This is a genomic window from Sanguibacter sp. 25GB23B1, assembly GCF_040012415.1.
GTDB lineage: Bacteria > Actinomycetota > Actinomycetes > Actinomycetales > Cellulomonadaceae > Sanguibacter.
On record NZ_JBDYKL010000026.1, the window covers coordinates 18,569 to 37,941 of the forward strand.

Consider the following 19,373-nt stretch of genomic DNA (forward strand, 5'->3'; position numbering starts at 1 on the left):
CACCAGTCAACGACGACTGGCTGCGCGCGCCGGCCGACTCCCGTCCGGCGCGCGTCGCCTCCTCGGCGCACGAGAGAACGGGACACGCTCATGAGACACACCGACCACCGCCGAACCACCCGGATGCGCACGGCCGCCACCGCCCTGCTCGCCGCGTGCCTCGCCCTCGGCGGCACCGCAACCGCGAGCACGGGAGCGGCTGCGGAGCGCCCGGCGAGCCCGGTCGCGGCGAGCCCGGTCGCGGGGAACCCGGTCGCGGGGAACCCGACCTCTGCCAGCCCGGTCGGGGCGACGAGCAGTCTGCTCGCCGAGCAGATGGCGCAGCGGATCGCCGCCCAGGCCGTCGACGGCGACACCACCCCGATCCACGACCCGGCGCTCATCGTCGACGGCTCCACGTGGTGGGTGTTCGGCACGGGCCGCATCAACCGGGAGAACGGCGGGACGATCCAGATGTGGTCGTCGACGAACGCCGGCACCACGTGGCGCTACCGCGGCACGGTGTGGAACACGATCCCGGCGTGGATCGACCAGCACTTCGCGGGCGGCGCACTCCCCGACAACCTGTGGGCCCCGGAGGTCTACGAGCACGACGGCACCTTCTACCTCTACTACTCGGCGTCGCGCTTCGGTACGAACACCTCCGTGACCGCGCTCGCGACGAACACGACGCTCGACCCGACCGACCCGGCGTACCGGTGGGTCGACGCCGGGCTCGTCGTCGCGTCCCCGGCGACCGGGCTGCCGGGCGGCAAGAGCTTCAACGCGATCGACGCCGGCATCGTCGAGTCGGGCGGCAAGCCCTACATGTCGATCGGGTCGTTCTTCGACGGCATCTTCCTCGTGCCGCTCCAGTGGCCGAGCGGCAAGGTCGCGGTGGCGGACTGGGCGCCGAAGACGGTCCAGATCGCCGACCGTCGCACACCCGGCAACGCCATCGAGGCGCCGTACATCACGCAGCGTGGCGGCTACTACTACCTCTTCACGTCGTTCGACTCGTGCTGCAAGGGGACGAGCTCCACGTACAAGATCGCCGTCGGTCGCTCGACGTCGGTCACCGGCCCGTACGTCGACAAGGCCGGGCGGTCGATGCTCGACGGAGGCGGCACGGTCCTGCTCTCGACGTCGGGGAACCGCGTGGGGCCGGGCGGCCAGTCCGTCTACGGTGACAACCTCGCGTTCCACTACTACGACGCGGAGAAGAACGGCGTGCCGACGCTGGCGATCGAGACGTTGACCTGGGTCGACGGATGGCCGACGCTCGGCGGGAGCTCGGGCGGGACGAGCAGCACGAGCATCCTGCGCAACGCTCACACGGGCACGTGCCTCGATGTCGCGACGTCGACGCCGGGGACCGCGGCGACCGTCTGGTCGTGCAACACCTTCGACAACCAGCGGTGGACGCGAACGGCGTCGGGCGAGCTGCGCGTCTTCGGCTCGCAGTGCCTCGACGCCAGCGGCCGCGGAACCACGCCCGGGACAGCTGTGATCATCTGGGGCTGCGCTGGGTCCACGAACCAGCAGTGGGTGGCCCAGGCCGACGGCTCCATCCGCGGCGTCCAGTCCGGCCTGTGCCTCGACGTCGCCGGGTGGGGCACAGCGAACGGCACGAAGCTCCAGCTGTAGACGTGCACCGGCGCGGCCAACCAGCGCTGGACCCGCACCTGAGGAGCCGCGCCCGGCGCGAAGGCGACCGCCGAAACGGCAGCCCGCGGTCAGTGGCCCACAGCCCGCGCGACAGCTGACCGGGCGTGCTCTCGAGGACGGGGCGCGCTCTCGAGGGCACGTTCCACCCTCAAGAGCACGCCCCGCCGAGCCGGCTCAGCGCGGCGGGCGCGGCGGGCCCAGCACAGCGGGCCGGGCGCAGCGCAGCGGGCCGGCCCGCCGCGGCACCGCACGTCCCTCTTGACCGGTTCATGCGCTCCGGGTAGTTTCCCTACATCGATGTAGTACATCGATGAACAGCACCGTACCGGTCAACGACGACTGGCGCGGCCGCCCGGTCCCACCAGCCCGGCGTCGCGTCTCTCGCACCCACCACGAGAGAGCAGGACCCACCGTGACTTCCTCCATCCACCGCCCACCAGGGCGCCTGAGGCACCGCGCACGAGCGACGAGCCTCGTCACCGCCCTGTGCCTCGGGCTCGGTGCCGCGATCAGCGGCGCGGTCCTCGCGCCCGCTTCCGCCGCCCCCGCGCCGGCGACCGCCTCCACGACCGCCGAGATGCCCACGCTCCGCCCCTCGAACGAGGACGAGACCGGCGGCAAGACTGTCGTCGGCGAGACCTCCCCCATCCACGACCCCGCGCTCGTCATCGACGACGACGGCACCTGGTACGTCTACTCGACCGGCCGCATCAACCGGGAGAACGGCGGCACCATCCAGATCGCGGCCTCGCACGACGACGGCACCACCTGGGAGTACGTCGGCACCGTGTGGGACGAGATCCCCACGTGGATCGACACGCACTTCGCCGACGCCGGCGGACCGCTCCCGGACAACCTCTGGGCGCCGGAGATCTACGAGAACGACGGCACCTTCTACCTCTACTACTCGGCGTCGAGCTTCGGCACACCGAACTCGCTCACCGCAGTCGCCACGAACACGACGCTCGACCCGCAGGACCCGGACTACGAGTGGGTGGACCAGGGCCTCGTCGTGTCCTCCCCCGTCATCGGCCTCGACCCCACGAACCCCGGCAAGACGTTCAACGCGATCGACGCCGGCATCGTCGAGGACGCCGACGGCACGCCCTACATGTCGATCGGCTCGTTCTGGTACGGGATCTTCCTCGTGCCGCTCGAGTGGCCGAGCGGCAAGCCGGTCGACGGGTGGCAGTCGCAGACCGTGAACATCGCCGACCGCTTCATGCCGGGCAACCCCATCGAGGCGCCGTACATCTACCCGCACGACGGGCACTACTACCTCTTCGTGTCGTTCGACTCCTGCTGCCGCGGTGGTGACTCGACGTACAAGGTGGCGGTCGGCCGCTCCGAGTCGGTGACCGGTCCGTACCTCGACAGGGACGGTCGGGACATGTTCGGCGGCGGCGGGACCGTCGTCCTCGACGCGCACGGCGCGATCACCGGGCCGGGCGGGCAGTCCGTCTTCGACGACTACCTCGCCTTCCACTACTACGACGCGTCCAACGAGGCGATCCCGTTCTTCCCGACCCTCGGGCTCCAGAAGATCGAGTGGGTCGACGGCTGGCCGACCTTCGACCAGACGGTCGAGCTCCCGGCCGTCACCTCGCAGCCGACCGCCCAGTCCGTCCGTGCGGGCCACAAGGTCTCCTTCACCGCGACGGCCGTCGGGATGCCGGAGCCGGTCGCCGTCTGGGAGACGTCCACCGACGGCGGCACCACGTGGACCGCGGTCGAGAAGCAGCCGACGACCACTGACGTGAAGCCCGGCAAGCCGAAGAAGGGCCAACCGGCCCCCACCGGCACGGTGACGTCGACGCTCACCCTGAAGAAGACGACGCTCGCCCAGGACGACCTCCTGGTCCGCGCGACGTTCGACAACGCCCACGGCGAGTCGGCCACCACACCGGCGGAGCTGACGGTCACGCGCAAGTAGGGCAACACACACGACGGTCAGCGAGGGCGTAGGGACGGGGCGAGGGCGTGCGCTCGAACGGCACCCCTCGACCCGTCTCTACGCCGTCACCGGCACATCACGACCATCGCAAGGCACTCGCGCGCCGTCAGGCGCAGCGTCAGCCGCACCGAGGGGCAGGGTCCGCACTCGCGCCGTCGTCCAGGCGACGGTCGACGATCTGCACCTCCGCGGAGAACGTCGTCCGCGGACCGAAGCCGAGGTTGTCGTTGCTGTACGGAAGAACCCGCACCACCTTCTCGTCAGCGCAGAAGACCAGGAGCATCTCGGTGTACATGTAGAAATCGTCATCGAGGATGTCCACACCGGTGGCCGCCTCGACCGTGCCACGACGGGTCCCGTAGTTGAACACGCTGACCGTCTCCCACGCGAAGTCGGTCGTCTCGGACAGGAGCACCGGATCGCTCGCCTTGATCGCATCGAGGAGAGCCGCGTCAAAAGCCCAGTCGACCCGAACAGGGAACTCCGGCTCCTCACCTCCCACACCCCCGCGGAAGAGGACGACCAGCGCGATCGCCCCGACGGTGACCAGACCGAGGACTCCTGCTCGAGCTCTCGTCGGGCGGGACACCATCAGTACGAGTCGTTGTGGTGGTCGGGGGCGTTCCTGTGGCCCGGAGCGGGGTCGACGTGAGCCGGTAGCTGGCCCGCCTCGTCCTGCGTGACCTCATCGGACCAGTAGAGCCTGCCTCCCGGCCCGATGACGAGCATCTCACCGTTCTCGATCGCATCCTCGACCTTCTGAGCGAGGTCCTCCTCATCGAGAAACTTGTTCTCAGCAGCGATACGGCGCCCGACCTCGTTGTTGTACAGGTCCATGGCCTCTCGCTCGGGCTCGTTGTCGACCGTGCGTTCGTGGGAAGTCGTGTACTCCTCCGTCCACGTGGACCCGAGGTACTGCGTCTGCTCTGCGCTCCAGTACGCATGGCGGAACGCGTCGAGGTGATCGCTGTTGCCCCGGCCGACGGGTGATGGCTCGAATCGGCCGGACGCCTCCTCTTCCGCCCTCTTCTTGATCTTCTCGAGCATGTACAGGTCCTCCGGTGATCGCTCGTCGAGCATCTTGCCCTCGTGCTCCGTCATGAGCTGTGTCTCGTCACGATCCCTGAACCACGAAGCGATCCATCCATTGAATCCCGAGGGCTTCCAGTCGATCAGGCCCTCCGGGTCTTCCGTGACTTGGTACTCCCGCAAGATCCGGTCGTTGGGGTCCTCGCGACCGTCGGTTCGCCCGTCGACTGCGCGGGCGACCGTGACGCCACCCTCGGGGATGGCGCCCGCTCGGTCCAACAGAGTCTGGCTGCAGTGGTCTGCTGCGGCAATGACGCGGCGCATGACAGCTCGGTAGGCGATCTCGCACCCGGCCGCCTCGTCGAGGAGCGCGGTCGCTCGGATCCTCGCGTCCGTTCCGACCGTCGCGCCGCCCTCCGAGAGAGACACGGTTCGCTCGGTGCTGAGGGCACCGATCCGTGCTGAGACCAGCGCGTACCGCGCTCGGACCTCGACGATGGCGGCCCGGGCCTCGGTGATCTGGTCGTGGTAGCCGCGCACCGCTGCGACGGAGTCGTCGAGCGCGGTGCCGATCTCGAGCGCCTGCTCGGCGAGCCGGGAGAAACGACGCTGCGCGGCGTCGCCGGCCGCCCCCGTCCAAGCCGTTGATCTCCTCAGACGTCACTCTCGCGCCCACACCGCGCCGAGCGCGCTCATGCGGGACTGCGCCAGCGTGTCTGCCACCTCATAGGCGGTGACGCACTCGACAAGGAGGTCGGCCGATCTCTCTGCCGAGGCCTCCTCTGCGTCGAGACGTGCACACCAGTGCTCCATGGCGCGCACGGCTGCTGACGAGATGCTCGGGGCGGTGGCGAGCACCACGCCTCGGCGGTCGGCCGTCGGCGCCGGATCGGCGCGACTCGCACGGGCTCCTTCGAGGACCCCTGACACGACGATGTCTATGTCGCTGGTCACGCGGGGCCCTGACGGCGCGTCTGAGCTTCGATCACGACGCCATGCTACGTGCGACGAGGGTCGCCGTTCCGCTGCACGCTGGCTCTGGTTCGCCGTCGGCACGGTCGGTGAGCCGCCCATCTGCCGTATACGCGTCCGACGCGAACGTGGTGCGCGGCCCGTACGTGAGGTTCTCACCGGTGTAGGGCAACACCCGAGTCACCGCCTGCGAACCGCAGAACACGAAGAGTGTCTTCGTGGGCTCGTAGTCCTCCCGCAGGACGTCGACTCCGGTGGCAGCCTCCACCTCGGCTCGGGTGATGTGAACGCTGAAGACGGTCACGGTCTCCCACCGGAACTCCGTGACGTCGCTCAGGAGCGTCGGCTCTTCTCGGTCCAGCGCAGCGTGCAGGGCGTCGTCGAACGCGCGGTCGATCGGCACGTCGGCTGCGAGATACCCGTCCGAGACGGCAGCCCGGTACTCCACGATCACGATCACGATCACGACCACGAGTCCGATGACGAGAACGCCGACCGCCAGAAGAAGGGCGCGGGCACGGCCGGTCACACGTAGTTCTACTCGTGCGCCGGAGGTCGCCCCGGTACCGGCACGGTCATGCGACCCGTCACGGCACCTCAGCTGCAGCGGGGCAGTGGGTCGACCGCGGCGCCGTCATTCAGACGTCTGTCCAGGACCTGGACCTGCGCGGAGAAGGTGGAGCGCGGTCCGTACCCGAGGTTGTCACGGGTGTACGGAAGCACCCGCACGACGGACGCGTCACCACAGAAGACCAGGAGCATCTCCGTGGTGGAGTAGTCCCGGTCGAGCAGGTCCACCCCCGTCGCTGCCTCGGCCTGCTCGGGCGTGACGCGAACGCTGAAGACCGTCACCGTCTCCCACGGGAACTCCGTGAGATCGCTCAGCGCCGTCGGTGCGTCGGCGTCGAGCGCGGACTGGACGGCCGCGTCGAAGGTGTGGTCGATCGGGAACCGTGCCTCGAAGAAGCCGCCCGCCACGGCTGCTCTGTACTGCAGGACCAGCACGAGCACCCCGACGGCGACGAGGCCCGCGGCGAGAAGGAGGATGGTCCTGGCTCGTCTCGTCACACCGGGACCCTACGCGGTGCCCGTCGGTCGTAACCTGGAAGGGATGGACACCACGACCGCTCCCAGCACCGACCTCGACCTCGCGCCGCTCGTCGAGGTCCTCGCCGGGCGCCGGGTCGCAGTCCTCACGGGTGCCGGCATGTCCACGGACTCCGGCATCCCGGACTACCGCGGGCCCGACTCCCCTCCCCGCACCCCCATGACCTTCCAGCAGTTCATCGGCGACGAGGCCTTCCGCCGCCACTACTGGGCGCGCAACCACGTCGGCTGGCGCCACGTCCAGCGCACCTCTCCCAACGCGGGGCACCTCGCTCTGGCGGAGCTCGAGCGGGCGGGTGTCGTCACCGGCGTCGTCACGCAGAACGTCGACACGCTCCACCGCGTGGCGGGCAGCCGGACGCTCGTCGACCTGCACGGCAGCTTCGACCGCGTCGTCTGCCTCGCGTGCGGGCACCTGGTCTCGCGCGCCTCGCTCGCCGAGCGCCTCGACGCCGCCAACCCGGGCTTCGTCGAGAGCATCGGGAACGTCGCCGACATCGAGATCGCGCCCGACGCGGACGCCGTCATCGAGTCGACCGCCCACTTCCGCCCGGTGGCCTGCGAGCGCTGCGGCGGGATGCTCAAGCCGGACATCGTCTACTTCGGCGAGAGCGTCCCCAAGGAGCGGGTGGCGCGAGCGTTCGAGATCGTCGACGGGGCGGACGCCCTGCTCGTGGCCGGGTCGTCGCTCACCGTCCACTCGGGCTTCCGCTTCGTCAAGCACACGTACAAGGCCGGAAAGCCGGTCGCGATCGTCAACCGCGGTGCCACGCGGGGCGACGACCTCGCGACCGTGCGCCTTCACGCGGGGACGTCCGAGGTGCTCACTGCTCTCGTCGGTGCCCTGCGAAGAACTCTCTGAGGAGCTCGGCGCACTCCGTCTCCTGGACGCCGCCGAGCACCTCGACCCGGTGGTTCATCCGGCGGTCGCGCACGATGTCCCACACGGAGCCCGTCGCCCCGGCCTTGTCGTCCCACGCCCCGAGGACGAGGCGCGGCACGCGCGCGAGGAGGATCGCTCCGGCGCACATGGCGCAGGGCTCGAGCGTCACGACGAGGGTGCAGCCCTCGAGCCGCCACTCCCCGACCGCGGTCGCGGCCTCGCGCAGGGCGATCACCTCGGCGTGGGCTGTCGGGTCGCCGGTCGCCTCGCGAGCGTTGTGACCTCGCCCGACGACGGAGCCGTCCGGTCCCACGACCACGGCGCCGACGGGCACGTCGCCCGTCGTGAGGGCCAGCCGCGCCTCGTCGAGCGCGAGGTCCATCGCCCAGCCGTAGCGTCCGTCGTGGTGCATGGGCGCCAGTATGGCAGCGAGCGGCCGGATGGCAGTGGGCCACGGGGTGAGCGCGGTACCGTTCTCTCATGCGCCTGCACGTCGCCGACCACCCGCTGGTCGCCCACAAGCTCACCGTCCTCCGCAACCAGGAGACGGCCTCGCCGACCTTCCGGCTCCTCGTCGACGAGCTCGTCACGCTCCTCGCGTACGAGGCCACGCGCGAGGTGCGCACCGAGCCGCACACGATCACGACGCCGGTCACCGAGACGGTGGGGACGCGCATCGCCGACCCCCGCCCGCTCGTCGTCCCCATCCTGCGCGCCGGTCTCGGCATGCTCGACGGCATGACCCGCCTCCTGCCGACCGCCGAGGTCGGCTTCCTCGGAATGCAGCGCAACGAGCAGACCCTCGAGGCGGTCACGTACGCCAACCGTCTGCCCGACGACCTCACCGGTCGCCAGTGCTTCCTCCTCGACCCGATGCTCGCGACCGGCGGCACGCTCGTCGCAGCGATCGACTTCCTCTTCGACCGTGGTGCACGCGACGTCACCGCCGTGTGCCTCCTCGCGGCGCCCGAGGGGCTCGAGGTCCTCGAGAAGTCGATCGGCGACCGCGTGGACGTCAAGGTCGTCGTCGCGGCCGTCGACGAGCGCCTCAACGAGAAGGCGTACATCGTCCCCGGGCTCGGTGACGCGGGAGACCGCCTCTACGGCGTCGTCGACTGACCCGACCCGCTCCGGCCTCCGGGCCGGTCCGAGTCACGATGTGAGACGTCCGCCGCAGATGCTGGCCGCCCGGACGATCACCTGCAAGTGTTGGTCCATGTCCACCCCGCCTCCTGCTCGAGCCACCGCCACGGTGCGCCTCGTCACGGTCGCGCGCGGTGCTGCGTGTTGTCGGTCCTGACACCCTCAGACCCCACCGACACGTCCCTTCCTCAGGGACCCCACGCACGCCCGGAGAGCCTCATGGCCGCCACCCGCCTACGTCCGCGTTCCCTGCACGACGCCCCGACCCGCACCACCCGACCCTCGCACGCGCCAGGGACCTCACGGCTGCCGCACCCGCCGTCGCAGAGCGGCTTCCTCCTCTGGGTCGGCATCGACCCGGACGATCGGTCTCCCCACACCGCGGAGCTCATCGAGCTCGCTGAGACTCTCGGTGAGCTCGCCCGTGAGCTCCTGCCGACCGCGGAGACGTTCACCGCGCTGTCCTTCGCGAGCTCGGAGGACCCGACCGGGCCTCCCTCCGACCTCGGCGCGCTGCGCACCCGGCTCGCCGAGCTCGAGATCATCGCGCACACGTCGTGGCCCGAGCACGACGCGCCGACCGAACAGGCTCCCCGAGCTTCTCAGCCCTGAGCGCGGACGATCACGCCGTCCGACACGAACGGCACGCCCGTCAGCGGGTCGGTCCCGGTCACCGAGTAGGCGAATCCGCCAGAATCGATGGCTGCCGCCGTCGTCAGCAGCAGGAGGGGGAGCTCCCGGCGCTGCCCGGCGCCGAGCGGTCCCACCGGGCAGGTGACGCTCGCACCAGACCACGTGCACGCGGGCCCGGTGAAGGACACGCTGTCGCCCGAGTGTCCGAACGTCACGGTCGTCGCAGCCAGGTCCACGCCGGAACGGTTGCGTAGGCCGACCCAGTAGACGAACCCTGCCCCCTCGAACTGCACGGCTTCGAGCCCGATGCCCGGGTCGACGGCTCCCTCGACCTGGTCGAGCGGCCCCGCCGCCGACAGGTCGGACGAGGAGTGCACGACGACGGCATCGAGCGCGCCCGACGCACCTGCCGGGAGCATGAGGCTCAACGCCAGGGGCGCGGCCGAGCCGACCGTCGGCGGAAGGAGGTTCGACGACCGGTACGTCACGACGTCGCTGCCACCGACCACGGGGAGCACCGCGCCGTTGGCCAGCAGGCGGGCCGGCGCGTCGGCGCGGCCGACCGCGGTCGCTGCCACCTTGACGGGTCCGTCGGCCGGGAGGACGAGGGTCCGCTCGGCCGAGGTGACGCCGATCGACGGCGGTCCGGACAGGACCGCGACCGACGACGTCGGCTGACCGGCTACGTCGTACACGACGGTGAGCGACCAGCGCAGGTCGGTCGGCGCCATGATCCCTGCGGCCGGAGCGAGAGCCCACCGACCGCTTGTCGCGTGAGCCGCGAGCACCGAGGTGACGTCGCTCGCCGCCCAGTAGCCCTCGCCGGGCGGGTCGAGCGTCACGGCCGTGCCGGCCAGCGACAGCGTCGCGGGACCACCCGCGTCGCCCCGCAGCTCCATGCTCGCGAGCGCGTCGGCCGGCATCCCCTCGGCGTCCGAGCCGCTCCACACGACCTCGGCGTGACGGACCGTCGCACCGACCGGGACACGGAGGGCGACAGCCTCGCTCACGCCACCGGAGACCTGCGCCGTCTGGAGCGGGCCCTCGAGCAGCGCAGCGGCCGACAGGCCGCGTGCGACCACCGTGAGGGGGCGAGGCGTGCTCGGCCTCTCCGGTGCGGCGTCGTGACCGACGACCGGGACCATGTCGCCCTCGAAGGTCGCGCCGACGGCGACGTCCACGGGCAGCAGGAGCGTCGAGGACGCATCACCGACGATCTCACCGGTCGTGGTGCAGGACGCGACAGACCCGCCGGAGGTCGACACGCTGCAGGTCCAGCCGTCCGACGAGCCCGCCGACGGATGCACGACGCCCCCGGCCGCGCGCCACGTGACCCCGCTGCCCGCCGGCAGCGGGACGTCGACGCTCGCTCCCGTCGCGGGCTCCTGACCGAGGTTGGACGCGCTCACCGCGAGGTGCCCGGGCCGGCCGGCGACGAGCTCTGCGACAGGCATGACGCCCACATCGAGGCGTGCAGGCTCGAGAGCGACCTCGCACTCCAGCGTCTCGGGCCCGCCGACGGGTTCGGTACCGACGTACAGCTGGGCCGTGATCCGCACCGGCCCGGTGCTGCGCTCCGCAAAGACGGTGAGCGTGAGCGGGTCCGCCAGACCCGGTTCCATCTCGGTGAGGTCACAGCGCACGGTGGTCGCCGCTGTGGCATCGACCGCCCCGGTGGCGAGGCACGTCCAGTCGCCCGCCCGGACCATGGCCGTCCGCGGCCCGAAGACGCCACCGGGTGACGACCCGTCCGGGACGAAGGCCAGGCCGCTCGGGAGAGTGAGCTCCAGCCCGACGTCCGCCACGGCGCTCAGGCCGGAGTTCTCGATCGAGAGCTGGAGCGAGTTGCCCTGACCGGGGATGAGCGTGAGGTCCGCCCCGAGGTTCAGCCTGACGTCGGGCGGCGTCGGGTCGACGGGCGTCGGGTCCACCGGTGCCGGGTCGACCGGGGTCGGGTCCACCGGTGCAGGGTCGACGGGCGCCGGATCGACGGGGGCCGGGGCGGTGTCCTCCGGCGTGACGACGGTCGGCGGGACCGTCGGCGTGGCCGGCCGTGGGGTGGTCGTCCGTGGGGTGGCGCTCGAGGTGCCGTCGTCGGTGCCGGGTTCGTCCGCGGTGTCGTCGTCGGCATCGGTGCCGTCGGGCACGGTCGGGATCGTGGTCGGATCCGAGGGGTCGGCAGTCGGCACGTCGGCACCGTCGTCGTCCGCGCCCTGGCTGTCGGTGTCACCGTCCTGTGGGTCCGCGGAGGCGCTCGACGCCGCTGGGTCGGCGACCGGGTCGTCGTCCCCGCCGATCACGCCGATGAGCGCGGCCACCCCGATCCCCGCGGCCACGACGACGACGGCCGCGATGCCGAGCACGAGCGCGGGCGCTGCCGCGACCATCGCGGCAAGCCCGCCGGCCGTCGCCGCTCCGGCCGCCGTACCACCGGCGGCGGTCCCGCCCGCTGCAGCCGAGCCGCCCGCTCCGGCGGAGGTGCCACCCGTCGACCCACCGGCCGCGCCGGCTCCCGGGCCGCCACCGGCCGCCCCCGCAGGAACGGTCGCGAGCCCGGTCGCCGTCAGGCCGGTCGCGGCGCCGGCCGCGGCACCCCAGGTCGGCAGGGCGGTCCCGACCAGCCCAGCGCCCGCGAGGCCCAGGACGAGTGGTGCGATGACGGCGCGCATGCCGTGCGAGACGTCGCCGAGCTCGAGGACGAGCGCCCGGCACTCGCTGCAGTCCTCGAGGTGGTGCTCCACGACGGCGGTCTCTCGCTTGGCGAGCCCGCCTCGCACGAACGACCCGAGCAGGGCGTTGGCCCGCTGGCACTCGTCGGCCGGCACGCTCGAGAGGTGCTGCTGGAGGTACGCCTCGCGCAGCCCCTCGCGCGCGCGGTACGCGAGCGCCGCAGCCCCGTTGGCCGTCAGCCCGAGGATCGGTGCGATCGCGGCCGGGGCCAGGCCCTCGACCTCGGAGTACCAGAGCACGGACTGCCAGCGTTCGGGGAGCGACTGGAATGCCTGCGCGACGGTTGTGCGCTCGAAGCCTCGCAGCGCCGGTTCCTCCGTGGAGGCGAGCGGGCCGAGAGCGGACTCGAAGGCAGCCATGTCATCGGTCGGCTGGGTCCGGCGGGCTCCGTTGACCATCTCGTAGGCCAGGCGACGCACCACGGTGAACAGGTAGGCACGGAAGGCGATGTCCGGTCCGCCTCCAGCGGAGAGGATGGCCAGCACCTTGGTGAAGGCGTCCGCCACCGCGTCGTCCGCCTCGCCCGTCGAGCGGAGATACTGCCCGGCGACGGTGCGCGCTGCGGTCGCGTGCCGCTGGTAGAGCACCCCGAAGGCGTCGGTGGCACCGAGACGGACCGCCGCGATGAGCTCAGCGTCCGAGGACCCAGCGCCCCATGCCGACTCGTGCTCGTCCGTCACCGTGCCCGCTCTCGACGCTCGCTCCTCGACCCGGTCGGATCCTGACCCTCGGCACCGCGCGTGCCCCGCGCCGAAATCGGTGGGAGGTGCAGTTGATGCCGTTATCACTCAGGATAGGGTGCAATCGGCGAAAGTAAGAAAGCTCTCACACGAACGCGCGTCATGATCGTCACCCGGAGACGTCTCAGAGAGTGTGGACATCCTCGTTGAGGGCGCCTTGCCGCCTACTGACGCCCTGCGGGAGCAGTGGCGCGCGACGAGCCTGCAGACCGTCTGGCTCCACGAGGACGACTGGTACCACCCTGCCGTCGACGCGATCGTCGAGGCGCTCGCGGACGGGACCACGTCGCTGCCTGCGTGCGAACGGTTGGGCCTGGCCCGCGCACACAACGGGTGCAGCATCGGCGAGACCATCGACGACCTCATGTGCCTGCTCGGCCCGCGCGGTGGCACCGACGTCAGTGCGGCGCTGCGCGCGCTGTGCAGCGGCTGGGCGGAGGGTCAGAACGCGCCGCTCGGCGCCCAGGGCTGCACGGACCCGGAGACCGGGCTGCACACCGTGGGGCACCTCGCCGCGCGGCTGGCGGAGGTCTACGGCTCTGCCCGCCTCCGTGGGACGGCCGCGAGCGAGTCCCACGCCCTCGTCGTCGTCGACGTCGGGCTGGACCAGGTCGCTCCGTGGCAGCGCATCGCCCGCTCCGCGAGCATGGGTCGCACCCTCATCGACACGTTCGGCCCGAGCCATCCGATGGCTTCCCTCGGCGGAGGCACGTTCGCGGTCCTCGTCGAGCGAGACGACGAGCTGCTCGCGACGCTCGACGACCTCCGCATCCTCATCAAGCAGGACGCGGGCGATCTCGGGGTGTCGACGATCCTGCGCCGACCGCCCCGGATCTGGATCGAGACCCTGCCCGCGACCGCTACCGAGGGAACGACGCTGCTCGGCCGGCTGGGCCGCTAGACGCTCGACGCACGCTCGAGCGGCCGGCGCACCGAGCGACGGTGCGCCGAGCGTTGGCGCGGGGTGTCAGCGCGGGGTGTCAGCGCGGGGCGTACGTCAGGCAGTCTGCGAGCTCGTCCGCAGAGGAGCCGGCGCCGATGCGGATCGAGTCCGCGTGGCACTCGAGCGACTCGTTGTGGACGCACTCGCCGCGCTGGCACGCGCCGACCTGGCCGACGACCTTGTCGAGCCCACCCTTGACGGACAGCGGGATGAATGTGGCGCACTCCGCCGCGTGGCCGTGCCCACCGACGGTGACGGCACCGGCGTGACAGCCGTCGTGGTTGTATCCGCAGGTGGAGACGGTGCAGTCGCTGACGTGCGGGAGATCGAGGAGCGAGGTCATGGTTCCTCCGGTGGTCGGGGCTGAGAACGGTGCCTGACGAGCCGTCGCGCACTGTCCCATCGTCTATCCACGGTAAGCCCGGAACGCATTTCACGCATAGCCAGGAAAGGCTCACCAACAATGCATGGCGCGTCATTGATTTAGATATACGGGCGTTTCATTTGTCGGCATCCCCTGCACGACGCCCGGCCAGGGGCTACGGTCGACGTATGGACGCTGACGCCCGCCCTCGGACGAGCCACGACACCCCCTCGACGACCCCTGACGGGGCGCTGCCGGTCCTCGACGACTCTCACCTGCTCACTCGGGGACGCTCGTCGGACGTCTACCTGCTCAACGACACCGAGGTGGTCCGCCGCCTCCACGACCGAGACGACACGTTCCGGAACGTGGACCTCATCCGTCACCTCAACGCCGAGCACTTCCCGACTGCACGGGTGGTCCACGCGCAAGGCCCCGACCTCATCATGGAGCGCCTCAACGGTGCGACGCTCCTGCAGGCGCTCGATGTCCAGGACGTCGGCATCACCGACGGCGTGCGCATCCTCCTCGACCTGCACGAGACGTTGCACGCGCTCCCGCTGCCCCCGAGCGGCGTGGCCTCCCGGGTCGTCGGACGGGGCGAGTGCATCGTCCACCTCGACCTGCACCCGGCGAACGTCCTCATGACGAGCGACGGGCCGTTCCTCATCGACTGGGAGTCGGCCGGCCTCGGTCCTGCAGGACTCGACCTCGCCATGACAGCGCTCGTCTTCGCGGAGATCGTCGCCGACGGTGACGAGTACGCGCGCCCGGCTCACGCGATGCTGCGGACGTTCACCGACCTCAGCGGGATGGATTTCCGCGAGCACGTCGCCGACGCCGCGGAGCACCGGGCGCGGAGCCGGACCGTCGACCCGGAGGAGCTCGAGCTCATCCCGCGCGCACGCGTGATCGTCGAGCAGGAGCTCGCGCGGCGCTGAGTCCGCCGGTCGGGGCCCTCAGCGCTGAGGCGCCACAGGACGAGCGCAGAACGCTCGGGGACGTGCTCGGTGGTCGCCTCGCCGCGCCGGTGCCCGCGACGCCGCGACCAGGGGCTCGGGCGGACGGCCACGACGTCTCCGGAGGCTGCAGCGGTGAAGACCCGGGACCCGGGGTCTGCGGCGGCGGCGAGCAGCTCGACCTTGTGCTCGAGGCGGCGGACCTCGGCCTGAAGGTCGAGGATCCGCTTGATCCCGGCGAGGTTGATGCCCTCGTCCTGACTGAGGCGCTGGACCTCGATGAGCTGCAGCACGTCTCGCCGGGAGTACCGCCGACCCCTGCCGGTGGTCCGTCCCGGCGAGACGATCCCGAGCCTGTCGTACTGGCGCAGGGTCTGCGGGTGCATGCCTGCGAGCTCTGCGGCGCGTGAGATCACGAAGACGGGCTCGTCGTCACGGGACCCGCCGGTGGCTCCCGGCTCGAGGTCGTCGAACACGATCTCCACGCGCATGGTCACTCCTTCGCTCGGGCGCTCAGGTCGGCTCGGACGTTCTCTCCGCTCGTGGCCTCGGCGAACGCCTCGACTGCGGCGCGGGCCTCCTTGGAGAGCTTCTGCGGGACCGCGACCTGGACGGTGACGAGGAGGTCGCCGGTCTCTTTCGCGGTCTTGACGCCATGGCCCTTGACGCGCAGGACGCGCCCGGAGGGGGTGCCTTCCGGGACGCGCACCTTGACGGTCGTGCCGCTGAGGGTGGGGATCTCGACCTGCGTGCCGAGGGCCGCCTCCGCGAAGGTCACCGGGACGGTGACGCGGAGGTTGTGACCGTCGACCGTGAAGACCGGGTGCGGGGTGACGGCGACGGTGATGACGAGGTCTCCCGCCGGGCCGCCGCCGGCGCCGGGGCGCCCTTTGCCGCGCAGGCGGATCTTCTGACCGTCGCGCACTCCGGCGGGGATGCGCGCTGTGACGGAGCGGCCGTCGACGCCGAGGGTGACGGTGCACCCTTCGATCGCGTCCCGGAACGGGAGCGTCGTGGTCGCCGAGATGTCCTGGCCGGTCTGGGCGCGCGCGTTGGGTCGGAAGCCTGTCGGGCCTCCCCGACCGGGCGCGGCTCCGCCACCGAACATGCCGCTGAGCATGTCCTCGAAGCCGTCGGGCATGCCGCCCGGGCTGGAGTACTGGGTGCGGCTGCCTGCGCCGGCTCCGCCGCCGCCGAACATGCCGCCGAAGAGGTCCTCGAAGCCGCCGGCGCCTCGTCCGCCCGCACCGCCGGGGCCTGCGGCGAAGCGTGCGCCGCCGCCGGCCATCGCGCGGATGGCGTCGTACTGCTGGCGCTGCTCCGGGTCGGAGAGGACGGAGTACGCCTCGCCGATCTCCTTGAACTTGCTCTCCGCTGCCACGTTCCCCGCGTTCTGGTCGGGGTGGTACTTGCGGGCGAGCTTGCGGTACGCCTTCTTGAGCGCGGCGTCGTCTGCGTCTTTCGAGACGCCCAACGCGGCGTAGAAGTCTTTCTCGATCCAGTCCTGACCGGTCATGGCGCCTCCTTCCGTTCGATGTCCTGCACGCTGTGGTTCTGCACGATCTGCTGCTTCCTCTGCCTCGGAGACTACCGACTACGGGCACCTCGCCCGCACGCCAGGCCGTCTCGGGCCTGTCGGCGGGCGGGTGCCCGTGGTCGGTCGCGCTCAGGTGTCGGGCGTCAGGCCTCGGGACCCACCACGGCGACGCGCGCCGCACGGACCACGCGGTCTCCGATGCGGTAGCCGACCTCGACGACGTGCTGCACGGTCGTCGTCTCCGCCTCGGGCGACGTCTGGTGCATGAGCGCCTCGTGCTTGGCGGGGTCGAACTCCTCCCCCACCTCGCCGTACGTCTCGACGCCGAAGCGCGTGAGCGCGCCGGTGAGCTTCTCCGAGATCGCCTCGAACGGCCCCGTGAGGTCGCCCGCCTGACGAGCGCGGTAGACGTCGTCGAGGACGGGCAGGAGGCTGACGAGGACGTCCTCGACGCCACGGGCACGTGCGGCTTCCTGCTCGCGCTTGGCGCGCTTGGAGAAGTTCACGTACTCGGCGTTGAGGCGCTGGAGGTCGTTCAGACGCTCCGCCGACTCGGCCTGGGCCTTGTCGAGCTCGGTCATCTCAGCGGCCGGCTTCGGCGTGGCCGCACCCTCGGTGGGTGCGTCCACGTCGAACGCCTCGGGCGAGGGCTCGAAGTCGAGACCCTCGAGCGGGTCGCCGCCCTGGTTCTCGTCGGGGTTCTCGTGGGGCGTCGTCACTTCTTCTCGTCCTCGTCGTCCACGATCTCGGCGTCGACGACGTCCTCGTCCGAGGAGGACGACTGGCCGGCGGCGTCGCCCTCGGGCGCGCCCTCGGCTGCTGCCGACTCCTGGGCGTAGAGCGCTTCGCCGATCTTCTGCGCGACCGTGTTGAGCTTCTCCTGCTTGGCCTTGACCTCGGCGATGTCCGTGCCCTCGAGCGCGGTCTTCACCTCGTCGACGGCTGCCTGGACCTCGGTGCGGATCTCCTCGGACAGCTTGTCCTCGTTGTCCTTGAGGAGCTTCTCGGTCGAGTACGCGAAGGACTCGGCCTGGTTGCGGGTCTCGGCCTCCTCGCGGCGGGCCTTGTCCTCGGCTGCGTGCTCCTCAGCCTCGCGGACCATGCGGTCGATGTCTTCCTTCGGCAGCGCGGAGCCACCGGTGATCGTCATCGACTGCTCCTTGCCGGTGCCGCGGTCCTTGGCGCCGACGTGGACGATGCCGTTCGCGTCGATGTCGAAGGTGACCTCGACCTGCGGCACGCCGCGCGGGGCGGGGGCGATGCCGGTGAGCTCGAAGGTGCCCAGCGGCTTGTTGTCGCGTGCGAACTCGCGCTCGCCCTGGAACACCTGGATGAGCACGGACGGCTGGTTGTCGTCAGCGGTGGAGAAGATCTCGCTGCGCTTGGTGGGGATGGCCGTGTTGCGCTCGATGAGCTTGGTCATCACTCCACCCTTGGTCTCGATGCCGAGGGAGAGCGGCGTGACGTCGATGAGGAGGACGTCCTTGCGCTCGCCGCGGATGACACCGGCCTGGAGGGCTGCGCCGACGGCGACGACCTCGTCCGGGTTGACGGACTTGTTGGGCTCCTTGCCGCCGGTGAGCTCCTTGACGACCTCGGTCACGGCGGGCATGCGGGTGGACCCACCGACGAGGACGATGTGGTCGATGTCGCCGACGGAGATGCCCGCGTCACGGATGACGGAGTGGAACGGCGCCTTGGTCCGGTCGAGGAGGTCCTGCGTCATCTGCTGGAACTGTGCACGCGTGAGCTTGGAGTCCAGGTGGATGGGGCCGTTCTCGCTCATGGAGAGGTACTGCATCGAGATGTTCGTGCTGGTGGCCGAGGAGAGCTCCTTCTTGGCCTGCTCAGCAGCCTCGCGCAGACGCTGGAGGGCGATCTTGTCCTTGGACAGGTCGACTCCGGAGGAGTTCTTGACCTCCTTGATGAGGTGCTCGACGATCCGGTTGTCCCAGTCGTCACCGCCGAGGCGGTTGTCACCGGAGGTGGAGCGGACCTGGATGGTCGAGAAGTCGTCCTCGTCCTTGCCCACCTCGAGGAGGGAGACGTCGAACGTTCCGCCACCGAGGTCGAAGACGAGGATGAGCTCGTCTTCCTTGCCCTTGTCGAGGCCGTACGCGAGGGCGGCGGCGGTGGGCTCGTTGACGATGCGCAGGACGTTGAGGCCGGCGATCTGGCCGGCGTCCTTCGTGGCCTGGCGCTCGGCGTCGTTGAAGTAGGCGGGGACGGTGATGACCGCGTCGGTGACGGGCTCGCCCAGGTACTCCTCGGCGTCGCGCTTGAGCTTGCCGAGCACGCGGGCGCTGATCTCCTGCGCGGTGTACTTCTTGTCGTCGATCGCGACGTTCCAATCCGTGCCCATGTGGCGCTTGACGGAGCTGATGGTGCGGTCGACGTTCGTGACGGCCTGGCGCTTGGCGATCTCGCCGACGAGGACGTCACCCGTCTTGGAGAACGCCACGACGGACGGGGTGGTGCGGGCGCCTTCGGCGTTCGCGATGACGGTGGGTTCTCCACCCTCGAGGACGGAGACCACGGAGTTGGTGGTACCCAGGTCGATTCCGACTGCACGTGCCATGTGTGGTGCCTTTCAGTGCGAACGGTGCCAGGACTCTCGATGTGATGCTCGAGCTCCTGGTTGAGTCTCTTCCACTCAAGTTTGCGCCTTCGACGTCGCGGGTGCAAGTCTCGCGGGCAAACTTGAGTCTGTCTGGCTCAACCTTGGGGTGGCG

Annotated in this window: 18 protein-coding genes and 1 pseudogene; 7 read left to right on the forward strand and 12 right to left on the reverse strand. The window is 70.7% G+C overall.

The annotated features are described in order from the left end of the window. Nucleotides 1–90 precede the first annotated feature (90 nt). Nucleotides 91–1,626 (forward strand): family 43 glycosylhydrolase, encoded by a 1,536-nt coding sequence (locus ABKW26_RS14000; RefSeq protein ID WP_348594392.1) that lies wholly within the window; start codon nt 91–93, stop codon nt 1,624–1,626. 433 nt (nt 1,627–2,059) lie between these two features. After that, a complete protein-coding gene (locus ABKW26_RS14005) occupies nt 2,060–3,580 on the forward strand; it encodes a glycoside hydrolase family 43 protein (protein ID WP_348594393.1) in 1,521 nt (506 codons plus the stop codon). A gap of 139 nt (nt 3,581–3,719) precedes the next feature. Here the strand turns inward: ABKW26_RS14005 and ABKW26_RS14010 are convergent, their stop codons facing one another. From ABKW26_RS14010 to ABKW26_RS14030, 5 genes are all read right to left on the reverse strand, one after another. Next, a complete protein-coding gene (locus ABKW26_RS14010) occupies nt 3,720–4,193 on the reverse strand; it encodes a hypothetical protein (RefSeq protein WP_348594394.1) in 474 nt (157 codons plus the stop codon). Continuing rightward, a complete protein-coding gene (locus tag ABKW26_RS14015; protein ID WP_348594395.1) occupies nt 4,193–5,170 on the reverse strand; it encodes a hypothetical protein in 978 nt (325 codons plus the stop codon). Before ABKW26_RS14015 ends, ABKW26_RS14010 begins: the two co-directional genes overlap by 1 nt. A 120-nt stretch (nt 5,171–5,290) precedes the next feature. Next, nucleotides 5,291–5,584 (reverse strand): hypothetical protein, encoded by a 294-nt coding sequence (locus ABKW26_RS14020; RefSeq protein ID WP_348594396.1) that lies wholly within the window; start codon nt 5,582–5,584, stop codon nt 5,291–5,293. Nucleotides 5,585–5,615: 31 nt separating this feature from the next. Continuing rightward, nucleotides 5,616–6,062 (reverse strand): hypothetical protein, encoded by a 447-nt coding sequence (locus ABKW26_RS14025; RefSeq protein WP_348594397.1) that lies wholly within the window; start codon nt 6,060–6,062, stop codon nt 5,616–5,618. A gap of 137 nt (nt 6,063–6,199) precedes the next feature. Beyond that, the gene (locus ABKW26_RS14030) at nt 6,200–6,670 is read right to left on the reverse strand and encodes a hypothetical protein (RefSeq protein WP_348594398.1); all 471 of its coding nucleotides are present in this window, start codon (nt 6,668–6,670) and stop codon (nt 6,200–6,202) included. Nucleotides 6,671–6,713: 43 nt separating this feature from the next. Between ABKW26_RS14030 and ABKW26_RS14035 the strand changes: the two genes are divergently transcribed. After that, complete coding sequence (locus ABKW26_RS14035) at nt 6,714–7,571, forward strand: NAD-dependent protein deacetylase (RefSeq protein ID WP_348594399.1); 858 nt, start codon at nt 6,714–6,716, stop codon at nt 7,569–7,571. Here the strand turns inward: ABKW26_RS14035 and tadA are convergent. Further along, on the reverse strand, nt 7,534–8,004 hold the full coding sequence (tadA, locus tag ABKW26_RS14040; RefSeq protein ID WP_348594400.1) for a tRNA adenosine(34) deaminase TadA: 471 nt from the start codon (nt 8,002–8,004) through the stop codon (nt 7,534–7,536). The two genes, ABKW26_RS14035 and tadA, sit on opposite strands and share 38 nt — an antisense overlap. Before the next feature lie 68 nt (nt 8,005–8,072). Between tadA and upp the strand changes: the two genes are divergently transcribed. Continuing rightward, nucleotides 8,073–8,711: a uracil phosphoribosyltransferase gene (upp, locus tag ABKW26_RS14045; protein WP_348594401.1), complete on the forward strand. Its 639-nt coding sequence runs from the start codon at nt 8,073–8,075 to the stop codon at nt 8,709–8,711. Nucleotides 8,712–8,954: 243 nt separating this feature from the next. Further along, nucleotides 8,955–9,347 (forward strand): hypothetical protein, encoded by a 393-nt coding sequence (locus ABKW26_RS14050; RefSeq protein WP_348594402.1) that lies wholly within the window; start codon nt 8,955–8,957, stop codon nt 9,345–9,347. On the opposite strand, the gene ABKW26_RS14055 is transcribed toward ABKW26_RS14050, so the two are convergent. Next, nucleotides 9,338–12,778 (reverse strand): sigma-70 family RNA polymerase sigma factor, encoded by a 3,441-nt coding sequence (locus ABKW26_RS14055; RefSeq protein WP_348594403.1) that lies wholly within the window; start codon nt 12,776–12,778, stop codon nt 9,338–9,340. The genes ABKW26_RS14050 and ABKW26_RS14055 overlap by 10 nt on opposite strands. A 217-nt stretch (nt 12,779–12,995) precedes the next feature. Between ABKW26_RS14055 and ABKW26_RS14060 the strand changes: the two genes are divergently transcribed. Next, nucleotides 12,996–13,739 (forward strand): hypothetical protein, encoded by a 744-nt coding sequence (locus tag ABKW26_RS14060; protein ID WP_348594404.1) that lies wholly within the window; start codon nt 12,996–12,998, stop codon nt 13,737–13,739. Between the two features lie 79 nt (nt 13,740–13,818). On the opposite strand, the gene ABKW26_RS14065 is transcribed toward ABKW26_RS14060, so the two are convergent. Then, a complete protein-coding gene (locus ABKW26_RS14065) occupies nt 13,819–14,124 on the reverse strand; it encodes a DUF1540 domain-containing protein (RefSeq protein WP_348594405.1) in 306 nt (101 codons plus the stop codon). 209 nt (nt 14,125–14,333) lie between these two features. Here ABKW26_RS14065 and ABKW26_RS14070 point away from each other — a divergent pair, with 209 nt between their 5' ends. Continuing rightward, complete coding sequence (locus ABKW26_RS14070) at nt 14,334–15,086, forward strand: phosphotransferase (protein ID WP_348594406.1); 753 nt, start codon at nt 14,334–14,336, stop codon at nt 15,084–15,086. A gap of 122 nt (nt 15,087–15,208) precedes the next feature. On the opposite strand, the pseudogene ABKW26_RS14075 reads toward ABKW26_RS14070, so the two are convergent. From ABKW26_RS14075 to dnaK, 4 genes and pseudogenes are all read right to left on the reverse strand, one after another. Beyond that, nucleotides 15,209–15,595: pseudogene (locus tag ABKW26_RS14075) on the reverse strand (helix-turn-helix transcriptional regulator); the annotation flags it as partial. Nucleotides 15,596–15,597: 2 nt separating this feature from the next. After that, nucleotides 15,598–16,620, reverse strand: a complete 1,023-nt coding sequence (locus ABKW26_RS14080; RefSeq protein ID WP_348594407.1) for a DnaJ C-terminal domain-containing protein — start codon at nt 16,618–16,620, stop codon at nt 15,598–15,600. Nucleotides 16,621–16,784: 164 nt separating this feature from the next. After that, complete coding sequence (grpE, locus tag ABKW26_RS14085; protein ID WP_348594408.1) at nt 16,785–17,360, reverse strand: nucleotide exchange factor GrpE; 576 nt, start codon at nt 17,358–17,360, stop codon at nt 16,785–16,787. Then, entirely contained in the window at nt 17,357–19,219 is a 1,863-nt protein-coding gene (gene dnaK, locus ABKW26_RS14090; RefSeq protein WP_348594409.1) for a molecular chaperone DnaK, read from the reverse strand. Before dnaK ends, grpE begins: the two co-directional genes overlap by 4 nt. Nucleotides 19,220–19,373 lie beyond the last annotated feature (154 nt).